17 protein-coding genes are annotated in these 19,448 nt (G+C 69.4%); 10 read left to right on the forward strand and 7 right to left on the reverse strand.

Annotated features, from left to right (window positions below):
• Positions 1–6 precede the first annotated feature (6 nt).
• A complete protein-coding gene (locus C5E07_RS01445; protein WP_258063738.1) occupies positions 7–771 on the forward strand; it encodes an IclR family transcriptional regulator in 765 nt (254 codons plus the stop codon).
• Between the two features lie 54 nt (positions 772–825).
• Here the strand turns inward: C5E07_RS01445 and C5E07_RS01450 are convergent, their stop codons facing one another.
• Genes C5E07_RS01450 through C5E07_RS01460 form a run of 3 tightly spaced genes read right to left on the reverse strand, consistent with a single transcriptional unit; the run spans position 826 to position 4,310 of the window.
• Positions 826–1,578, reverse strand: a complete 753-nt coding sequence (locus tag C5E07_RS01450) for an IclR family transcriptional regulator (protein ID WP_104298146.1) — start codon at positions 1,576–1,578, stop codon at positions 826–828.
• Positions 1,579–1,629: 51 nt separating this feature from the next.
• Entirely contained in the window at positions 1,630–2,796 is a 1,167-nt protein-coding gene (gene alr / locus C5E07_RS01455) for an alanine racemase (RefSeq protein ID WP_104298147.1), read from the reverse strand.
• Positions 2,793–4,310, reverse strand: coding sequence for an amino acid permease (locus C5E07_RS01460; protein ID WP_374953182.1), 1,518 nt, complete (start codon positions 4,308–4,310; stop codon positions 2,793–2,795). The genes alr and C5E07_RS01460 overlap by 4 nt, the downstream gene beginning before the upstream one ends.
• A gap of 255 nt (positions 4,311–4,565) precedes the next feature.
• On the opposite strand from C5E07_RS01460, the gene C5E07_RS01465 reads away from it, so the two are divergent.
• From C5E07_RS01465 to C5E07_RS01475, 3 genes are all read left to right on the forward strand, one after another.
• A complete protein-coding gene (locus C5E07_RS01465; protein ID WP_104298148.1) occupies positions 4,566–5,651 on the forward strand; it encodes a homoserine dehydrogenase in 1,086 nt (361 codons plus the stop codon).
• Entirely contained in the window at positions 5,648–7,072 is a 1,425-nt protein-coding gene (locus C5E07_RS01470) for an aldehyde dehydrogenase family protein (RefSeq protein ID WP_308471347.1), read from the forward strand. The genes C5E07_RS01465 and C5E07_RS01470 overlap by 4 nt, the downstream gene beginning before the upstream one ends.
• Before the next feature lie 136 nt (positions 7,073–7,208).
• Positions 7,209–8,102: a neutral zinc metallopeptidase gene (locus tag C5E07_RS01475; RefSeq protein ID WP_104298149.1), complete on the forward strand. Its 894-nt coding sequence runs from the start codon at positions 7,209–7,211 to the stop codon at positions 8,100–8,102.
• Between the two features lie 290 nt (positions 8,103–8,392).
• On the opposite strand, the gene C5E07_RS01480 is transcribed toward C5E07_RS01475, so the two are convergent.
• Positions 8,393–9,226, reverse strand: a complete 834-nt coding sequence (locus C5E07_RS01480; RefSeq protein WP_104298150.1) for an aldo/keto reductase — start codon at positions 9,224–9,226, stop codon at positions 8,393–8,395.
• Positions 9,227–9,322: 96 nt separating this feature from the next.
• Entirely contained in the window at positions 9,323–10,282 is a 960-nt protein-coding gene (locus tag C5E07_RS01485; RefSeq protein ID WP_104298151.1) for a LysR family transcriptional regulator, read from the reverse strand.
• 75 nt (positions 10,283–10,357) lie between these two features.
• Here C5E07_RS01485 and C5E07_RS01490 point away from each other — a divergent pair, with 75 nt between their 5' ends.
• Positions 10,358–11,974, forward strand: a complete 1,617-nt coding sequence (locus tag C5E07_RS01490; RefSeq protein WP_258063739.1) for an aminotransferase class I/II-fold pyridoxal phosphate-dependent enzyme — start codon at positions 10,358–10,360, stop codon at positions 11,972–11,974.
• A gap of 152 nt (positions 11,975–12,126) precedes the next feature.
• On the opposite strand, the gene C5E07_RS01495 is transcribed toward C5E07_RS01490, so the two are convergent.
• Positions 12,127–12,657, reverse strand: a complete 531-nt coding sequence (locus tag C5E07_RS01495; RefSeq protein ID WP_104240210.1) for a GNAT family N-acetyltransferase — start codon at positions 12,655–12,657, stop codon at positions 12,127–12,129.
• A 43-nt stretch (positions 12,658–12,700) separates the two neighbouring features.
• Positions 12,701–13,732, reverse strand: a complete 1,032-nt coding sequence (locus C5E07_RS01500; RefSeq protein ID WP_258063740.1) for a LacI family DNA-binding transcriptional regulator — start codon at positions 13,730–13,732, stop codon at positions 12,701–12,703.
• A 131-nt stretch (positions 13,733–13,863) separates the two neighbouring features.
• On the opposite strand from C5E07_RS01500, the gene C5E07_RS01505 reads away from it, so the two are divergent.
• The 5 genes from C5E07_RS01505 (at position 13,864) to C5E07_RS01525 (ending at position 19,393) form a co-directional block, all read left to right on the forward strand.
• Positions 13,864–15,090, forward strand: a complete 1,227-nt coding sequence (locus C5E07_RS01505; RefSeq protein WP_104298269.1) for a Gfo/Idh/MocA family protein — start codon at positions 13,864–13,866, stop codon at positions 15,088–15,090.
• A gap of 1 nt (position 15,091) precedes the next feature.
• A complete protein-coding gene (locus tag C5E07_RS01510; RefSeq protein WP_104298153.1) occupies positions 15,092–16,084 on the forward strand; it encodes a Gfo/Idh/MocA family oxidoreductase in 993 nt (330 codons plus the stop codon).
• Positions 16,085–16,366: 282 nt separating this feature from the next.
• Positions 16,367–17,344, forward strand: coding sequence for a substrate-binding domain-containing protein (locus C5E07_RS01515; protein WP_104298270.1), 978 nt, complete (start codon positions 16,367–16,369; stop codon positions 17,342–17,344).
• Between the two features lie 67 nt (positions 17,345–17,411).
• Positions 17,412–18,494 carry an ABC transporter permease gene (locus C5E07_RS01520; RefSeq protein ID WP_104298154.1) on the forward strand — a complete coding sequence of 361 codons (1,083 nt, stop codon included), beginning with the start codon at positions 17,412–17,414 and terminating at the stop codon, positions 18,492–18,494.
• The gene (locus C5E07_RS01525) at positions 18,494–19,393 is read left to right on the forward strand and encodes an ATP-binding cassette domain-containing protein (protein WP_104298155.1); all 900 of its coding nucleotides are present in this window, start codon (positions 18,494–18,496) and stop codon (positions 19,391–19,393) included. The genes C5E07_RS01520 and C5E07_RS01525 overlap by 1 nt, the downstream gene beginning before the upstream one ends.
• Positions 19,394–19,448: the final 55 nt, after the last annotated feature.

The raw sequence follows: 19,448 nt of genomic DNA on the forward strand, positions 1-19,448 counted from the left end.
GGCCGCGTGGACTCCAACTCGAGCATGGGGCGTGCGCTGGACGTGCTCACGACCCTCGCCGACCTCACGAGCGTGGCGCCGCACCGGGCGACCGTCGCGCAGGTCGCCGCGATGCTCGAGCGTGACCGCTCGCAGGTGTCTCGGACGCTCAAGTTCCTCACGGAGGAAGGGGCGGTCACGAGGCTCGAGGACCGGAGCTACCAGCTCGGCTGGCGGGGCTACGCCACCGCTCAGGAGCTCACCGATCGTCGCCTCCAGACCGACGGACTCACGCTGCTCGAGGAGCTCGCCGAGAGGACGCGCGAGGCCTGCTTCATCGGCGTGCTGAGCGGTGACAGCACGGTGACGATCGTGGAGGCGCTCCCGACGGCTGCGCGCATGATCGGGTCATGGCTGGGGCGCCCCTACCCCGCGTTCTGCTCGGACGCGGGGCAGGGGGTGCTGTGGGATGCCACCGACGACGAGATCGCCGCGGTGCTCGCCGCGACCGAGTTCCGGGCCGCGGGCCCGAACGCCGCGGCCAGCCTCGAGGAGTTCCTGGCGAGGCTCGCGGCTGCGCGCGAGCGCGGCTACTCGATCGTGGATGAGGAGGCCGAACCGGGCCTGTACTCCGTGGGTGCTCCGGTGTACGACTTCCGGGGCGAGGTGGTCGCCGCCGTGCAGATCGTCGGCACGCGCGAACGGCTGCGCCCGAAGACGGCAGAGCTGGGTGCGGCCGTTCGGGATTGCGCCCTGACGCTGTCCACGATTCTCGCCGCTCCAGCGCACTGAGCATCGCGCGCTCCCGCGCGCTCCCGCGTGCTCCCGCGCGCATCCGCTCGCTGCTCAGGAGGCGGCGAGCGCGCTGAGGCGATCGGCCGCCGCCGCCATGGCCGCGACGAGACGCGGCTGGGTCGCCTCCGGGAGCGCCCGCGACACACAGCTCAGGGCGGCGACGATGGCCCCTTCCTCGCCGCGAATCGGAGCGGCCAGGTCAGAGGTCCCGTGCTCGAACTCCTCGAACGCGTCGATGTGTCCGGTCGCGCGATCGCGAGTCAGTCGTTCGGAGAGCTCCGTGACCGAGTAGGGGGCTCTCGGGCCGCCGACGCCGACGAACTGTGCGTTTCCGAGCAGCGCCTGGAGCTGATCCGTCGACGCATCCCAGAGCAGCGCCCTGCCGGCCCCCGTGCACCAGATCGGCGTCACCATCCCCGGGCGGACGGAGGTGCTGGCGCCGGACGCGGGCGACTCGAACCTGAGGAGCAGGGCCCGGTCACCGAGCGACGCCGAGATGCGGGCATCCACCTGGAACGCGGAGACAAGCCCGCGGAGCTCTCGACGTGCCTCCCGGAGCCACGGCATCTGGCGTGCTGCGGCCACTTCGAAGTGACGGGGGCCCGGCCGGAAGGCGAGGTCCCTGTTCTTCTCGAGCATGCCCAGCTGGACGAGCTCCTGAGTGAGTCGCGAGACCCGGCTGCGTTCGAGCCCCGTGTGGTCGGCCAGCCTCGAGACGGTGAACGCGCTGCGTCCCGTCGTCTCGCGCTGCGTCGCCGCGGCGAGCAGCTGCAGGCCCTGGGAGAGCGACGACTGCTGGTGCATGCGAGGCTCCCGTCTCGTGGGGCTGCTGGGCAACTCGGTGATCGTGACGTTTCAGCCTAGCGTCGTGGCACGCTCCAGGGCGTGCGCACCCGTTGCCTTCCGCGGGAGCATTCTTCCCCACGCCGTGTAGAGGTCGGCGGCGAGGTGCCCATGCGCGAGCTCCAGGTCGGCGCCGGTCACTTCCTCACCGCCCTGTCTGCCGTAGAGGACCACCTCGTCACCGGGGAACACGCCGTGCACCTCCGTGACGTCGATGGTGAGGCAGTTCATGGCGAGCAGGTCGATGACGGGAGCCCGCTTGCCGCGGATGAGGACTTCGGCTCGACCGCTCAGGTCACGGGGGTAGCCGTCGCCGTATCCCACCGGAACCGTGGCGAGGACGGAGTCCCTCGCGAGTGCATGTGCGCGGTTGTAGCCCACGCTCTCGCCGCGCGAGTAGCCGTTGACGGCCGCGACGCGCGACTTGAGCGCCATCGCCGTCCGGAACCGCTTCGGGTCGGCGGCCGTGTCGCCGTAGAGTGCCGCGCCGATCCGCACGAGGTCGAGTCTCGACTCCGGGACCGTGAACGCGGCGAAGGAGGTGGCGCAGTGCCGGTCGATCGGCGAACGCGCGCCTCGCTGCGCGAGGGTCGCGCGGATGACCTCGGATTCGGCGACGAACCGTGCCGTGCCAGCCCGGACGTCGTCCGCATCCTCTTGAGGGAAGTGCGTCGCGATGCCGCGCACGTCGAGGCCTGGGAGCGAGGCGAGCGCGCGCAGCTCAGCCAGTCCCGCGTCCCGGGAGACGTCGACGCCGTCACGTGAGATCCCGGATGAGTTGATGGAGAGGTGCACTGGGATGCTCCGTCCAGCGGCGACGGCGACGGCTGACGCGGCGGTCGCGTGGGGGAACCCGCCGATCCATTCCTCGATCATCCACGCCGTGCCCGCCTGCATCTCCTGCGGCTGCGCTGAACGCAGCCGCAGGAGACGCCCCGTGAAGCCAAGGGCGCGGAGTTGGGCGGCTTCACGGTTCCTCGAGATGCCGAGCATCTCGATGTCGTGGGCGATGACGACGGGGCCGACGAGATCGATGCCGTGCCCGTAGGCGTCGGACTTCAGCACGACGCAGAGCGTGCTGTTGCCGGCGAGCTCTCGCTTGATCTCCCGAAGGTTGTGGTGGATGGCGTCGAGGTTGATCTCAACCCAGACCGGCTCCGCCGTCATCGCGGTGGTCATGACGTGTGGCTCCTCGGTGCGTCCAGCTGCTCAGCTGGGGCGGACGCAGCTTCCTCGTCGACGAGGAGCGCCGGCTTCGCGCCCCGGCGCGTGTACCGCCACCAGAAGACGACGTAGCAGGCGATGACGAAGGGCACGCCGAAGTACAGTGCGGCGATCTGGTTCGGGTCGAACGCGATCGCCACGATCGAGATGCTGAGGAGCGCGAACGCGAGGATCGGGACGAACGGGTAGAGCGGGGTCCGGTAGGCCAGGGTGCTGACGTCGCCGCCGGCCCGGACGAACTTCCTCCTGTGGAAGAACTGGGACGCGACGATCGACATCCAGACGGCGACGACGGCGAAGCCTGCGACGGAGACGAGGACGAGATAGACCGTCTCGGGCGCCATGACGCTCGAGATGAGCGAGGCGAGCCCGCCGAGCATGCTGACGCTGAGGGCCGTGAGGGGGATGCCTCGCCGGGTGAGCTTCGTGAATGCGCGTGGGGCGTGCCCCTCCTCGGCGAGGGAGAAGAGCATCCGCGCGCAGGAGAAGAGTCCGCTGTTGCCTGCGGAGAGCAGCGCCGTGATGATGACGAAGTTCATGATGTCGGCGGCGAACGGGATGCCGATGTACTCGAAGACGGTCACGAACGGGCTGTCGGTCACGCCGGTCTCCTCGTACGGGACGATGGCCGCGATGACCGTGATGGCGCCGATGAAGAAGATGACGAGGCGCAGCACGGTCGACTTGAGCGCACGCGGGATGTTCTTCGCCGGGTCCTTCGTCTCGCCGGCCGCGACGCCGATCAGCTCGGAGCCGCTGAAGGCGTAGAAGACGGCGAGGGCGGTCACCAGCACCCCGGAGATCCCGGTCGGGAAGAGGCCATCCGGCGTCTCGAAGTTCGTGAAGAACACTGGGCCGTGCTCGGCGGCTGGGCCACCGAACGGGGCGAAGCCGAAGATGGCCGCGCCGCCGAGGATGATGAGCACGACGATGGCTGCGACCTTGACGATCGAGAACCAGAACTCCGACTCCCCGAACACGCGCGCCGAGATGGCGTTCATGCCGAAGAGCGCGGCGGCGAACACCAGGCACCAGATCCAGACGTCGACGCCCGGGAACCACCGCTGCATGAGGATCCCGGCGGCAGTGAACTCGGAGCCGAGGGCGACGGCCCAGCAGAGCCAGTAGAGCCATGCTGTCGTGAACCCGGTCGCGGGGTTGATGCTCCGGGCCGCGTAGATGTGGAAGGCGCCCGAGACCGGGTAGGCGACGGCCAGCTCGCCCAGGCAGGTCATCACGAGGTAGACGACGACGGCGCCGATGCCGTAGGCGAGGACGGCGCCGAGGGGGCCAGCCTGCGAGATCGTGTAGCCGGAGCTCAGGAACAGGCCAGAGCCGATGACTCCGCCGAGCGCGATCATGACGAGGTGACGCGCGCCCATGGATCGCTGCAGCTTGCGCAGGGGAACTTGGGTCGACGTCGTGTGCGGGAGCGAGTTGGGCAGCTCTTCGTGCGTTGAGGGGGACATGGGCTCACCTTTGAGTTCTGTGTCGCGGTCGAGGAGCAGTGTGCAACATAGCCACGCGTTGATGCCTATATTGCATCCTCTGGAGGTAATTCCCAAGTATCCCGACGAACTGCGCCGACGCAAGCGTCCGAGCCCGCGTCAGGCGCATGGGCAGCGAGGCGAGCAGAACGGCAGTCACGAGCAGCGAAAAGACAGCATCGCGCTGCCGCCACTGCAACCCAGGCTGAGGGCACCTAGAACACACAAGGAGACACCGTGAGAAATTACGATCTGGCCCTCATCGGGTTCGGCGGCGTCAGCCGAGCCCTCGCAGAGACCATCAGCAACGACGCTGCACGCCTGACCGCCCAGCTCGGCTTCACCCTCAGAGTCGTCGCCATCACCGACCTCGCCTTCGGATCGCTGGTGCAGCCGGGCGGAATCGACCTCGAACATGTCCTCGCGCTGCCCCGCGGCTCCGATTTCGGGGGACTGCCAGGCGGATCGGCAGAACCGAACAACCGAGAGGTCATCCAGGGATGCACGGCGGACATCGTCGTCGAGGCCACGTTCACGAACCCGAGCGACGGAGAGCCTGCGGCCTCCCACGTCAGGTGGGCACTGGAATCCGGCAAGCACGTCACGACGACGAACAAGGGGCCGGTGGCCCTCCACGCCGCGTCGCTCAGTGCGCTCGCGGCGACGCGAGGGCTGGCGTTCGAGTTCGAGGGCTCCGTGCTCAGCGGAACCCCGATCCTCCGGTTCGCGCAGCAGATGCTCCCTGCGCTCACCGTGACCTCCGTCGAGGGCATCCTCAACGGCACGAGCAACTACGTCCTCGGACGCCGCGAGGCGGGCGTCTCGCTCGAAGCCGCGATCGCTGAAGCGCAGCAGCTCGGGTACGCGGAAGCCGACCCGACCGCGGACATCGAAGGGTCGGATGTGCGGCTCAAGGTCGCCATCCTCGCGCAGCAGGTCCTCGGTGTCGACGTGCCGACGACCGAGGTCGTCACGGAGGGGATCTCCGGCATCACCGATGCGGACATCGTGGAAGCCGCGGCGCAGGGTCTCAGGTGGAAGCTCGTCGGCTCGGCGACGCGCACCGCAGAGGGCGGGGTGGAGGCGCGCGTGCGGCCCGTCGCGCTCAGCGCGGAGCATCCACTCGCCGGCATCGCCGGCCCGACCAACGCCGTGACGTTCACGACGGACCTGCTCGGCCAGGTCACCGTGGCCGGGCCAGGAGCAGGCCGAGTGGAAACGGCGTACGCGCTGATCTCCGACCTCGTCGCCATCGACAGGGCGGCATCGCAGCGCGTCGCCCCCGAAGATGAGCTCGTCGGGCTGTTCGGGGCGACGCTGTGACCGCCCTGTCGTCGCTCTCGAGGGAGCACCGCACGCTCGCGGCCCGGGGGGAGGAGCTCGTCGTCACGAGCCCCGCCGATGGAGCCGTCGTCGGCGGAGTCAGGCAGCACCTCGCAGAAGACCTCCCCGAGATCCTGGCCCGAGCGCGGGCGGGCAGCCTCGTCGCCAAGTGCCTGTCGCGGCACGAGCGAGCGAGCGTCCTCGAGCGCGCCGCCGACCTCCTCCGTGACCGGTCGGAAGCCGTCGCCGACCTCATCGTCGCGGAGGCCGGGAAGACCATTCGCCAGGCGCGCAAGGAGGTCTCGCGCTGCCAGAACACCCTCAAGCTCTCGGCTGCCCAGGCCCGCAGCAACGCGGGCGAGGTGATCCCGTTCGATGCCTACGAAGGCGAGGAGACCCGAACGGGATGGTTCACACGGGAGCCGCTCGGCATCATCGTCGCCATCACGCCGTACAACGACGCGCTCAACCTCGTCGCGCACAAGCTCGGCCCCGCCATCGCCGGGGGGAACTCCATCATCCTCAAGCCGTCGCAGCTCACGCCGCTGACCGCCAGGCTCCTCGTCGACCTCCTCGTCGAAGCGGGCCTTCCAGCGGAGGTGATCACCACCGTGCACGGCGACCGTCGCCTGTCGCAGGCGCTCGTCTCGGCCAGGGAGGTCCGCATGGTGTCCTTCACGGGAGGGTTCCGGACGGGTGAGGCGATCGCCGCCTCCGCCGGCATCAAGAAGGTCGCCATGGAGCTGGGAGGCAACGCGCCCGTGCTCGTCTTCGCTGACGCCGACCTCGAGGCCGCCATCGGGCGCTGCGTCTCTGGATCGTTCTGGGCAGCGGGGCAGAACTGCATCGGCACGCAGCGCATCATCGTGCACGAATCGATCGTCGAGCGCTTCCGAACTGCGTTCGTCGCCGCCGCCTCCGAGCTCACCGTCGGCGACCCCAGGCAGGAGACGACCGACGTGGGCCCGATGATCAGCACCGCCGCCGCCCGATCGGCGGAGGAAGCGGTCGAGGCCGCCGTTCGCGCGGGGGCCGAGCTGCTTCTCGGCGGTCGCGCCGAAGGGCACATCTTCCCGCCGACCGTCCTCACCGACGTCCCTCGCGAGCAATGCGTGTGGGCGGAGGAGGCCTTCGCGCCGATCGTCGTCATCGAGGCCTTCTCCACCTTCGAGGAGGCCGTCGATCTCGCCAACGAGCCCGAGTACGCGCTGCACGCTGCGGTCTTCACGGGCAGTCTCGCGACGGCGATGCGAGCGACTCGAGAGCTCGACGCCGGAGCCGTCATGGTCAACGACTCCTCCGACTACCGCTTCGACGCGATGCCGTTCGGTGGTGCCAAGTACGGGAGCATGGGGCGCGAAGGCGTCCGGTTCGCCTACGAGGACATGACGCAGACCAAGGTCGTCGGCATCCTGGAGTGACCCGCATCGCACGGGCGCCGTGAACGAGGGCGAGCGGATGCAGTCGGCGTGTGCATCCGCTCGCCGCTCGGCCTCGGTTTGGGAACGCTCGCCGATCAGCGCCCCGACCGGCCGCCCAGCGGAGTAGATTGCGCGCATGACTTTCAACGAGAACGCGAAGCTCGACACGAGCGGCGTGCAGAAGCGCGGCCGGGGGGCCAAGACCGCCGCGATCGGCGGCGGCTCGATCGGCCTGCTCATCGTGGCGTTCCTCGCCTCGCAGTTCCTCGGAGTCGACCTGACGGGGCTCGTCAGCGGCGTCGACACGGGCCAGCAGTCGCAGGAGCAGGTCGAGGGCACCGGCCTCGAAGCCTGCCAGACCGGCGCTGACGCGAACGCGCAGATCGAGTGCCGCATGGTCGGCGTGCAGAACTCGCTCGCCGACTTCTGGGAGACCGAGAGCGCGGCCGTCGGCGTCACGTACGAGCGGCCCGGGTTCATCCTCTACGAAGGCCAGACGAGCTCGGCCTGCGGCACCGCGTCCAACGCGGTCGGCCCGTTCTACTGCCCCGGCGACTCGTCCATGTACGTCGACACGTCGTTCTTCCAGCTGCTCACCTCGCAGCTGGGCGCCAAGGAGGGCCCGCTCGCGGAGATGTACGTCGTCGCGCACGAGTGGGGCCACCACATCCAGCACCAGATGGGTGTCTTCGACACCACGAACCGTACGGACACGGGGCCGACCTCTGACGGCGTGCGCATCGAGCTGCAGGCCGACTGCTTCGCCGGCTCCTGGGTGGGCGCCGCGGCGACCACCGAGACTGCCGACGGCGTGACGCTCCTCGAGCCGCCGACACGCGAGCAGGTCGATGTCGCCTTGTCGGCAGCATCCGCCGTCGGCGACGACCACATCCAGGGCCAGCAGGGCCAGGTGAACCCGGAGTCGTTCACGCACGGCACGAGCGAGCAGCGCGTGAACTGGTTCGTCACGGGCTACGAGCAGGGCACCGGCGCCTGCGACACCTTCGCGGTCAGCGGCAGCCAGCTCTAGCGTCCGCCGCGCGTCGCGCCGGCGCGCAGCATCGTGGCCCGGTGCCGCCCATCGTGAGATGAGCCGCGCCGGGCCACACCTGTCTCCGGCAGCGAGGCGGTCCGGCGACCCGGCGCGCTCCTCGGGCTGGCCAACTTGCGTGACGGGGGCGCGCAACTGCCGCCGGGCGCCGCCCGAGGCCGCGGCTCGTCCCGGAAGTTGGCCAGCGGCGGCCGAATGCGCCACCGGGAGGGTCCGCCTAGGGTTCCCGGCGAGAGGTGTCGCCGCGGGCTCCCCGCGAGAGCTCCCGCCTAGAACTCCTCGTGCGTGTCCGGATCCTGGTCCCAGATGCGTCCGCGCTCGAGTGCTGTGAGCGCATCCACCTCGGCCTGGTCGAGCTGGAAGCCGAAGATGTCGAGGTTCTTCGCCTGGCGCTCGGTGGATCGTGACTTCGGGATCGGCACCGAGCCGAGCTCGACGTGCCAGCGGAGAATCGCCTGCGCTGGCGACACCTCGTGCGCGGCGGCGATCTCGGCGACGACCGGGTGCTCGAGCAGCTCACCGCGACCGAGCGGGCTCCACGCCTCCGTCACGATGCCGTGCTCGGCGTGGAACGCGCGGAGCGCGGCCTGCGGGAAGAACGGGTGCAGCTCGATCTGGTTGACGGCGGGTGTGACACCGGTCGCTTCGACAATCCTCGTGAGGTGCTCCGGTGTGAAGTTCGAGACGCCGATGGAGCGCACGCGGCCGTCCTTCTGCAGCTGCACCAGGGCCCGCCAGGTGTCGACGTACTTCTCGAGGCGGGGCAGCGGCCAGTGGATGAGGAGCAGGTCGAGCTGCTCGAGCCCGAGGCGCGCGATCGACTCGTCGAAGCCCGTGAGGGTCTCGTCGTAGCCGTGGAAGCGGCCGGGGATCTTGCTCGTCACGACGATCTCGGAGCGTGGCACCTCGGAGGCGCGGATGCCACGCCCGACGGCTTCCTCGTTGTCGTAGCTGATGGCGGTGTCGAGCAGCCGGTAGCCGAGCGCAAGCGCCTCGCGAGTGGGGCCTGCCGAGTCCTCGCCCGCGTGGGGGTAGGTGCCGAAGCCGATCGCGGGGATCGTGGTGCCGTCGTTGAGTCCGAGTGCAGGAACGTTGCTGGTCACTGTTCGCCTTCCGTCATTTGTCAGAACAAAGCGAGCCTAGGGTGTGCGCTCGGGAGGTTTCCGACCGTGACGCACGGTGCCGCGTCGATGCTGCCGTCAGGTGGCGGAGGTGGGGGAGGGAGCTGGCGTGGGGGCGTGGAGGTCTGCAAGCGCTTCCGTGATGGCCGCGCGCAGGCCGGCCGGTGGCTCCTCGCGGGTCGCGAGCACCACCTCACGCGTGAGCGTCGCGGGATCGATGGGCACGAATGCCACCGCGTCGTCGTGCCAGCTCGCCACCGAGGCAGGGACCACGGCGACCAGCTGTCCCGCGGCGATCATCCCGAGGATCGCGGGGTAGTCGTCCGAGCGCATCCCCGTGCTGGCTTCGAACCCGGCCCTCCTGCAGTGTTCCCGGGTCGCCTCGTCGAGTGTGTCTCCACCGGAGGCGCCGAACGCCCAGCGGTCGTCGCGCAGCTCGCTGAATTCGCGGACCGGCTGCCGGCGCTCGGCGGTCGCGAGCGGATGCTCGCGGGGCACGGCCAGGAAGAGCGGCTCGGCGAAGAGGAGCGTGGTGGTGATCTCGGGGGACAACGGCGTCGGCAGGTCCGACGCCTGGAACAGGACCGCCGCGTCGAGCCGCCCCTGCTCGAGCTGCCGGCCGAGGCGCTCGCACTCGTCGAGGGTCAGCTCGAGGCTGAGCTGCTCTCGTTCGGCGCGGCTCAGGATGCCGGGCACGACCAGGGCGCCGAGCGTGGGGAAGATGCCGAAGCGGACGAGGCGTCGCTCGTCGTCGAGCCAGGCGTCGAGCTCGGCGAATGCCCGGCGTCCGCCTTCGAGCAGCTGCCTCGCCCGAGGTGCGAACACGGTGCCGGCCGCGGTCGGCACGCTTCCCCGGGGGCCTCGCTCGAGGAGCTTCGTGCCCGCCTGCTGCTCGAGGCGCTTCAGGTGGTGGTCGACGGTCGGGTGGCTCCATCCGAGTGCCGTCGCCGCGGCTGAGACGGAGCCCGCCGCGAGCACCGCGTCGAACGCCGCGAGTCCGCGGAAGTCGGGGAGGTCCGCGGATCGGCGATCATACATAGCTTCAGTCTAGGGCTGAAGCGACCCCGGCAACCTGCCATTCTCTCTTGGATGCCGGGGTGCCACGATAGGGGGATGACGCACGCACCTGAGTTCCCCACGTTCGCCCTCGACGACGCAGCGGGCGCCTTCGGCGGAGCTGCGGCGAATGCGAGCCTGGACGTGCAGGGACAGAGCCAGATGGGGGCGAGCGGCGCGAGCCGCGAGACGGCCGGCGCCCCCTACGCGGCGGCGCTCGCGATGCACGCTGCCCGCGACTCGACGGCCTTCCTGGTCCCGGGGCACGGCGCCGACGCCAGCGGCCTCGGCCTCGGGCAGGCCGAGTACTTCGGCGAGCGCGTCCTCGAACTCGACGTGACGCCCCTGCTCGACGGCATCGACCTCGGTGACGGCTCGCCCCGCGAGCAGGCCGAGCAGCTCGCCGCCGACGCGTGGGGTGCGTCCAGGACCTGGTTCCTGACCGGCGGCTCCTCGATGGGCAACCGCATGGCCGCGCTCGCGGCCAGGGGACTTGGCGAGGGGGTGCTCATGCAGCGCAGCGCCCACTCGAGCTTCGTCGACGGCATCATCCTCGGCGGCTCCTCACCGAGCTTCGTGCTGCCGGAGGTCGACCTCGAGCACGGCATCGCCCACGGCGTCACCCCCGACTCGGTCGCCGAAGCGCTCGCCGAGCGGCAGGCATCCGGCGGCGGTGACGTCGCGGCCATCTACATCGTGTCCCCGAGCTACTTCGGCGCGGTCGCCGATGTCGCCGGCATCGCCGAGGTCGCACACGAGGCCGGCGCCGCGCTCATCGTCGACGCCGCCTGGGGTGCCCACTTCGGCTTCCTTCCCGAGCTTCCGGACTCCCCGGTTCGGCTCGGTGCCGACCTCGTCGTGACGAGCACCCACAAGCTCACGTCCTCGCTCTCGCAGAGCGCGCTTGTCCACCTCGGGCACGGGCCCATCGCGCGAGCCCTCGAGCCGCACGTCGACCGCGCCCACCGCATGACCGCATCCACGAGCGAGAGCTCCCTGCTGCTCGCATCGCTCGACCTCGACCGTCGTGACCTCGTCGAGCGCCGCGACCTGCTCGAGGAGTCGCACGCTGCCGTGCTTGCCGCCAGGGCGATGTTCCGTGCCGACGGCCGCTTCCCGGTGGCCTCCGACGCGTTCGGGGGCTTCCCGTCGACCGTCGCGATCGACCCCTTCCGCATCCCGCTCGACATCCGTGCGACTGGCCTCGACGGGCACACCGTGCGGCTGCGGCTCGCCCGCGAATACGGCGTGATGGTCGAGATGGCGACCGTCAGCTGCATCGTCGCGGTCATCGGCATCGGCAAGACGCCGGATACGCGCGTCCTGCTCGACGCGCTCGCCGAGATCGCGGCAGGCGCCGCCGACTCGCGGTCCGCGGATGCGGCGGGCGACTCGGCCCCCACGATCCCGCCCATGCCGGGACCGGGGGCCATGCGCATCCGCCCCCGCGCCGCGTACCTCGCCGACGCCGAGACGGTGTCGTGGTCTGATGCGGTCGGGCGCATCTCCGCCGACTCGCTCGCCGCCTACCCGCCAGGGATCCCGAACGTACTCCCGGGCGAGGAGATCACGGTCGAGGTCGTCGAGTTCCTCCGCGCTTCGGCGGCAGCGGGGAGCCATGTGCGCGGTGCCGTGGACTCGGCAGTCACCGCGTTCCGCGTCGTCGTCGAGTAGCGGGGCAGCGTCGCGCTGGCGCTCCGGCGCGAGCGGTTCGGCGCTCTCGTGACCAACTTCAGTGCGGAATCGCTGCTCAGTGGTTCCGGGGCGCGTGGTGGGGCCGTTTTTGCACTGATGTTGGTCAGGCGGGGGTTCGTCTTGGCTCGGAGTCAGGTGCGTCCGGCGTCGGCCGGTGTGCCGTCGTCGAGGATGAGCTGCAGGAAGACCACGTCGAGCCAGCGGCCGAACTTCGTGCCGACCTGGTCGAGGCGGCCCGCGTGCACGAAGCCGAGACGCTCGTGCAGGCTGATCGAGGTCACGTTCGCCGCGTCGATGGCGGCCACCATGACGTGCTTGCCCGCATCTCGGGCGCGGCCGATGAGCGCGAGCGTGAGGGCCTTCCCGAGTCCGCGCCCGCGGGCCTCGCCGCGCACGTAGACGGAGTGCTCGACCGTGTGCCGGTAGCCGGAGAAGGTGCGGAAGTCGCCGTAGCTCGCGTAGCCGAGCACCGCATCCGATTCATCGACGGCGACGAGCACGGGCAGGCCGGCGGAGGTTCGCCCCGCGAACCAGGAGCGACGGTCGTCGTCGTCGACCGTCTCGGCGTTCCAGTTGACGGTCGTCGTCAGCACGTCCTCGTTGTAGATCGCGGTGATCGCGGGGATGTCGTCGACGGTGGCATCACGGATGATCGGGGTCACCCGGCCAGTATCCCGCAGGGCCGCACCTCCGCGCCTCCGCGAGTCAGGCCGGGGCGCTGCCCGTCGACCCGCGCACCGCGAGACTCGTGACGACCCGCTGCACCCGCTTGAGCTGCACGGGATGCTGCATCCGCTCGAGCAGGAACGTGCCCGCCTGCACGCCGATCGCGAAGTTGCCGGTGTCGACGGACGTGAGGGAGACGACCTGGAATTTCGCGAGCGGGGAGTTGTCGTAGCCGGCGACGGAGAGATCGGCGGGGACGCGCAGGCCGAGGGTGTCGGCGACCGAGAGGACGCCGATGGCCGAGGCGTCGTTGAAGGCGAAGATCGCGGTGACGCGTTCGGCGGCCGAGCGGCTGAGGAGCCGAGCTGCTGCGGCATGCGCGCTCTCCTCGCTCATGCCTCCTGCGTCGACGACGGCGCTCGAGGCGACGCCTGCTTCCGTCATGGCGCGCAGGAACCCCTGCTCGCGCAGTCGGCTGATGCGACCCGGGCCCTGCAGGTACGCGATGCGGGTGTGGCCGAGGTCGAGGAGGTGGCGGGTCACCTGGTGGGCGCCCGCCTCGTCGTCGTTGGTGACGACGTCGACGGAGGGCAGCTCGGGGTCGAGGGTGCCGGCGAGCACGGTGGGGATGTCGTCGGCGATGCGTGCGATGGCATCGGCCTCAGAGGTGGTGCCGATGACGACGATGCCGTCGACGCCCTGCTGCGTGAGGGTCTGCAGCGAGCTGCGCCCGACGCGCTGGTCGGTGCGGCTGTCGGCGAGGAGGGTCGCATAGCCGGAGGCGTGGAGCGTGGCGGAGACCCCTTCGAGGAGTTCGACGAACCAGGGGTTGCGGAGGTCGTTGACGATGAGTCCGACGGTCTTCGTCTTGGTGCGGGCGAGGCCTCGCGCGTGCGCGTTCGGCCGGTAGCCGAGCTCGGCGATCGCAGCGAGCACTGCCTGGCGTCTCGCGTCGCTCACGTGCGGTGCGTCGCGCAGGACCAGCGAGACGAGGGATTTGGAGACGCCGGCCTGCTCGGCGACGTCACGGATCGTGACTGGCGCCGCGGGGGACTTCGGGGTCTCGCTCACGAGGTCGCCTCCGTGCTCTGCATCTGGTCGCCACCAGCGTATGGCCTTTCTCGGCATCGTGTGGAACTATTTGCATCGATCCATATTTGTCCAAGAGTGGCAAGGCAGAGCAGACGAGCACCGAGGGTGACATGAGCAGACAGAACGCGCGCCGGCTGAGCGCAGGAATGGTCGGTGGCGGCATCGGTGCCGACATCGGCAAGACGCATCGATTCGGGATGCGGCTGGACGACCGATACGCCCTCGACGCCGGGGTCTTCGGCCGCGACCGCGGACAGTCGGCCGAGGTGGCCGCATCGCTCGGGGTCGCTCCGGAACGCAGCTACGCGAGCTACCAGGAGATGGCGGAGGTCGAGGCGACGAGGGCGGACGGTGTCGACGTCGTCATCGTCGCGACGCCGAACGACACCCACTTCGAGGTGGCCAAGGCGTTCCTCGAGCGCGGCATCCACGTCGTGTGCGAGAAGCCGCTCACGCAGGACTCCGCGACCGCGCGCGAGCTCGTCGAGCTGGCGGCCGCGAGCGGAGCGATCCTCGCCGTGCCCCATTGCTACTCGGCTTACCCGATGGTGCGCGAGGCCGCCCGAATGATCAGCGACGGACGCCTGGGGCGCCTCACCTTCGTCGACGTCGAGCACGCCTCCGGATGGGCCGCGACGCCCCTGGAGCTGACCGGTCACAAGCAGGCGAGCTGGCGCACGGACCCCGACATCGCCGGCTTCCCGAGCGTGGTCGGGGACCTCGGCACGCACGCCTACCATCTCGCCCGGTACATCACGGGCCTCGAGGTCGAGCAGGTCTCCGCCCAGTTGCACACGCTCGTGCCGGGACGCAGGGTCTTCGACAACGCGACGGTCGCGCTCAGGCTCGCCGACGACACCCCCGGCCGTCTCTGGGCGAGCATGGCCGCGACGGGTCACAACCACGGGCTGCGCATCCGGGTGTTCGGCGACGAGGGCAGCCTCGAGTGGCAGCACGAGGACCCGCACCACCTCACCTTCCAGGATCTGGAGGGGACGACGACGATCTTCACGCACGGCCTCGCGTCGCTCTCCGAGGACTCCGCCAGGCTCACGAGGGTCGGGCTCGGGCACCCTGAGGGGTTCCTCGAGGCGTTCGGCAACTTCTACCGCGACCTCGCCGACGAGCTCGAGGCGCGCCGGGATGCGCGAGGCTCGACGGTCCGCGAGCTGTCGTTCCCGACGGGCATCGATGGTCTCATCGGGGTGCAGTTCGTGGAGGCCGTCGCGGCCTCGCACGCGGCGGATGGGGCGTGGACCGTGCCCGCGAGCGTCGCCGACCGCGACGCCGAGGTGGCTGCGGCCGACGCCGAGCTCCGGGAAGCCGGAGGGAAGTGACATGCAGCGTTTCGCCCTCATCGGCGCCGGGTTCATCGGCGCCGTCCACGCCCAGAGTCTCGCGGCCAACCCGGACGTCGACTTCCGATTCGTCTACGACGTCGACCGGGCCAGGGCCGAGAAGCTGGCTGCCTCGCACGGTGCCGCCGCGGCGTCCTCGCTCGAGCAGCTCTTCGATGCGTCAGAGGTCGACGCGGTGCTCATCGCGTCGTCCACGAACAAGCATGCCGATCATCTGCGGCTCGCGGCCGATGCCGGTATCGCGGCGCTCTGCGAGAAGCCCATCGATCTCGATCTGGAGCGCGCCCGCGAGACGGTCGAGTACGTCGAGGAATCCGGCATCACCGCCATGGTCGACTTCAACCGACGCTTCGACCGTGATTACGCCGAGCTGAAGCGCACCGTGGATGCTGGGGAGATCGGTACCGTCGAGCTGCTGCAGCTCTCGAGTCGCGGCCCCTCCATGCCTCCGCTCGAGTACATCGCGGTCTCGGGCGGGCAGATGCGCGACCAGACGGTGCACTTCTTCGACCTCGCGACGTGGATCACGGGACTCGACGCCGTCGCGGTGTACGCGGCGGGCAGCGCGCTCGCGGAGCCGAGGGTCGCCGAGTACGGCGACGTCGATACGTCGATCGCGACCGTGCGGCTCGCGAATGGTGCGCTCGTGCAGATCGACAGCATCCGTCGCTCGGGGTACGGCTACGACGAGCGCATCGAGGTATTCGGCTCGGAGGGGCTCGTCGAGGCGAAGCGGCACCCCGCAGGTCAGGTCGCGAGGTACGGCAAGGGTGTCATCGTCGGGTCGGGGATGCACGCCGGCTGGTTCGAGCGCGTGCAGCCCACGTACGCGGCCGCGCTCGCGGAGTTCGTTGCGGCGCTCGAGGACGGTCACGCGCCGTCACCGTCGCTGCGGGATGCGCTGCGGGCCCAGGCGATCGCGGAGGCCGCGACGCGGTCGCTCGCGAGTGGGCGTGAGGAGCCGGTGGAGTAGGGGGTCACCTCCGCTCTCCGGGTGGGCGGTCGCTCCGCGATCGCCCACCTTCTCGCGTCGTGACGAAGCTGAGATGGACGCGTCACAAAAAAGTACTTGCTTAATACACCTGTTGAGCTATTGTCATGACAAGTCAGTGACGTGCTCGTCGCTCTCGGACAAGGATGACCGAGCGAGCACACGTGGGTTCCTCAAGACGCCGTCCCCAGCGGCTGTCCTGTCGAGCGTCCAACTGGCGTCATCACGGCATTCAAAGGAGTTTTCGTGAAGAAGAAACGTCTCATGTTCGGCCTGGCAGCGCTCGCAATGGTGCCGGTCTTCGCGCTCACCGCCTGCTCCTCCGCAGGCGGACGCGACACCGGAACGGCCGAAGACCCGGCGGTCGCGGGCGTCGCAGACACGCCCTCCATCAAGATCGCGATGATCACGCACGCCGCCCCGGGAGACACCTTCTGGGACATCGTTCGGAAGGGCGCCGAGACCGCGGCGGCGAAGGACAACGTCGAACTGCTCTATTCCTCCGACCCGCAGGCGCCGAACCAGGCCCAGCTCATCCAACAGGCGATCGACCAGGGCGTCGACGGCATCGCCGTCACGATCGCCAAGGGGGACGCACTCGAAGACTCCATCAAGGCCGCCGTCGACGCCGGTATCCCCGTGGTCGCCTTCAACGGCGGAAGCAAGGAGGCCTTCGAGTTCGGTGCCTTCACCTACATCGGCCAGGACGAAGTGGTTGCAGGCCAGGCCGCTGGCGACAAGATCACCGAGCTCGGCTACACGAAGCCCCTCTGCATCATCCAGGAGCAGGGCCACGTCGGCCTCGAAGCCCGCTGCGCCGGCATCAAGGAGAAGGTGCCAGCCACCGAGATCCTGTACGTGACCGGCACGGACATGACGCAAGTCAAGTCGACCATCTCCGCCAAGCTCCAGTCGACGCCGGACACCGACGTCGTCATCGGACTCGGCGCTCCGTTCACGCTCACGGCGATCGATTCGGTCGCCGAGACCGGCTCCAGCGCCAAGGTCGCGTCCTTCGACCTCAACGCAGACCTCGCGCAGGCGATCGTCGACGGCGACGTCGCGTTCACCGTCGATCAGCAGCCTTACCTCCAGGGATACATGGCAGTCGACTCGCTCTGGCTGCAGAACAACGGCGAGTTCGCCCTCGGTGGCGGCAAGCCCGTGCTCACCGGCCCGACGATTATCGACGAGAGTAACGCGGCCGTTGTCCTCGAAGAGGCCAAGAAGGGTATCCGCTAACCAGCGAGCCACGGTCGGGATGGCTGCGAGCCGCGGCCATCCCGACCTCTCACAAGGAAGTGCAGTCATGGTCCACACCGCAACACCTACTTCAGCATCGCCCCGAACACCCGCCACCGGCCCCGTATCCTCGAGCGCCGACGAGCGTGTCGGCAGACGCTCGCCGCTGTCGGTCATCCTTGGTCGGCCTGAGATGGGCGCCGTCGTCGGCGCCATCGTCGTGTTCGTCTTCTTCGCGATCGCGGCGCCCGTCTTCACCCAGGTCACCTCCCTCGCGACCGTCCTCTACGGCGCCTCCACGATCGGCATCATGGCGGTCGGCGTCTCCCTCCTCATGATCGGCGGCGAGTTCGACCTCTCCGCCGGTGTCGCCGTCATCTCCTCGGCGCTCACCGCGTCCCTCTTCAGCTGGTACTTCGCCACCAACGTGTGGGTGGGCGTGCTCATGGGCCTCGTCTTCGCTCTCGTCGTCGGCTTCATCAACGGCTGGCTGCTCATCAAGACGAAGCTGCCGTCGTTCATCGTGACGCTCGCGTCGTTCCTCATGCTGACGGGGCTCAACCTCGGCATCACTCGACTCGTCGGCGGCGGTGTCTCCAGCCCCGCCATCGCGGACATGGACGGCTTCGCATCGGCCAAGGCGATCTTTGCCAGCGAGATCCCCGTCTTCGGCGTCAACGTGAACGTCACCGTCTTCATCTGGATCGCGCTGGTGCTCGTCGCCACGTTCATCCTGATGCGCACCAAGATCGGCAACTGGATCTTCGCCGTCGGCGGCGACGAGAACGCGGCCCGCGCGGTCGGCGTGCCCGTCACGGCGACCAAGATCGGCCTCTTCATGGGCGTCGGGTTCTGCGCCTGGATCCTGGGCATGCACAACCTGTTCGCCTTCAACGTGGTCCAGTCGGGCGAGGGTATCGGCAACGAGTTCCTGTACATCATCGCGGCCGTCATCGGCGGCTGCCTCCTCACCGGCGGCTACGGCTCGGCGATCGGCGGCGCGATCGGCGCCCTCATCTTCGGCATGGCCAACAAGGGCATCGTCTACGCCCAGTGGAACCCGGACTGGTTCAAGTTCTTCCTCGGCCTCATGCTGCTGATGGCAACGATCGTGAACCTCGTCGTCAAGAAGAGGGCGGAGCAGAAGTGATGACAACGAACCAGACAGCAGCCGCGGACGTGCAGCAGCACGACCGCGTCGAGCAGGGCACGCACCTCATCTCGCTCCGGGATGCGGGCAAGCGGTACGGCAACATCCTCGCCCTGCAGAACGTCGACATGGACGTCGACCCGGGACGCGTGACGTGCGTGCTCGGCGACAACGGTGCCGGGAAGTCGACGCTCATCAAGATCATCGCGGGGCGCCACGAGCACACCGACGGCGAGTTCCTCATCGAGGGCGAGTCGGTGCACCTCAAGTCGCCGCGCGAGGCCCTCGAGCGGGGCATCGCGGCCGTCTACCAGGACCTCGCGGTCGTGCCGCTCATGCCCATCTGGCGCAACTTCTTCCTCGGCTCCGAGCTCACGAAGGGCTTCGGCCCCTTCAAGAGCCTCGACGTCGACCAGATGAAGGCCATCACCAAGAAGGAGCTGCTCGACATGGGCATCGACCTTCGCGACGTCGACCAGCCCATCGGCCAGCTCTCCGGCGGCGAGCGACAGTGCGTCGCGATCGCCCGCGCCGTGTACTTCGGGGCGAAGGCGCTCATCCTCGACGAGCCGACCGCCGCCCTCGGTGTCAAGCAGTCGGGCGTCGTGCTGCGCTACATCCTCGCGGCCCGCGACCGCGGGCTCGGCGTGATCTTCATCACCCACAACCCGCACCACGCGTTCCCCGTCGGCGACAGCTTCCTGCTCCTCAAGCGCGGCAAGTCGATCGGCTACTACGACAAGGCCGACATCACGCTCGACGAGCTCACCGCGCAGATGGCCGGCGGCGCCGAACTCGAAGAGCTCGCCCACGAACTCGAACAGCTCGGCGGCTACACGCAGGACATCGCCGTCATCCGCGAAGTGGAGGACGACATCCCGGACGTGCCCGTGAAGTAGGCGCGAGCATCCACCGCGAGACGCCGCGAGCAGCGCGCGGGACGGCCGGCACCCT

The organism is Pseudoclavibacter sp. RFBJ3, from assembly GCF_002931375.1.
Taxonomy (GTDB): Bacteria; Actinomycetota; Actinomycetes; order Actinomycetales; family Microbacteriaceae; genus Pseudoclavibacter.

Bases quoted from the DNA above. Each gene is read 5' to 3' on its own strand.
- C5E07_RS01450 (WP_104298146.1), bottom strand. From the start codon at position 1,578: ATGCACCAGCAGTCGTCGCTCTCCCAGGGCCTGCAGCTGCTCGCCGCG.
- alr (WP_104298147.1), bottom strand. From the start codon at position 2,796: ATGACCACCGCGATGACGGCGGAGCCGGTCTGGGTTGAGATCAACCTC.
- C5E07_RS01460 (WP_374953182.1), bottom strand. From the start codon at position 4,310: ATGTCCCCCTCAACGCACGAAGAGCTGCCCAACTCGCTCCCGCACACG.
- C5E07_RS01475 (WP_104298149.1), top strand. From the start codon at position 7,209: ATGACTTTCAACGAGAACGCGAAGCTCGACACGAGCGGCGTGCAGAAG.
- C5E07_RS01485 (WP_104298151.1), bottom strand. From the start codon at position 10,282: ATGTATGATCGCCGATCCGCGGACCTCCCCGACTTCCGCGGACTCGCG.
- C5E07_RS01490 (WP_258063739.1), top strand. From the start codon at position 10,358: ATGACGCACGCACCTGAGTTCCCCACGTTCGCCCTCGACGACGCAGCG.
- C5E07_RS01505 (WP_104298269.1), top strand. From the start codon at position 13,864: ATGAGCAGACAGAACGCGCGCCGGCTGAGCGCAGGAATGGTCGGTGGC.
- C5E07_RS01510 (WP_104298153.1), top strand. From the start codon at position 15,092: ATGCAGCGTTTCGCCCTCATCGGCGCCGGGTTCATCGGCGCCGTCCAC.
- C5E07_RS01515 (WP_104298270.1), top strand. From the start codon at position 16,367: ATGTTCGGCCTGGCAGCGCTCGCAATGGTGCCGGTCTTCGCGCTCACC.
- C5E07_RS01520 (WP_104298154.1), top strand. From the start codon at position 17,412: ATGGTCCACACCGCAACACCTACTTCAGCATCGCCCCGAACACCCGCC.
- C5E07_RS01525 (WP_104298155.1), top strand. From the start codon at position 18,494: ATGACAACGAACCAGACAGCAGCCGCGGACGTGCAGCAGCACGACCGC.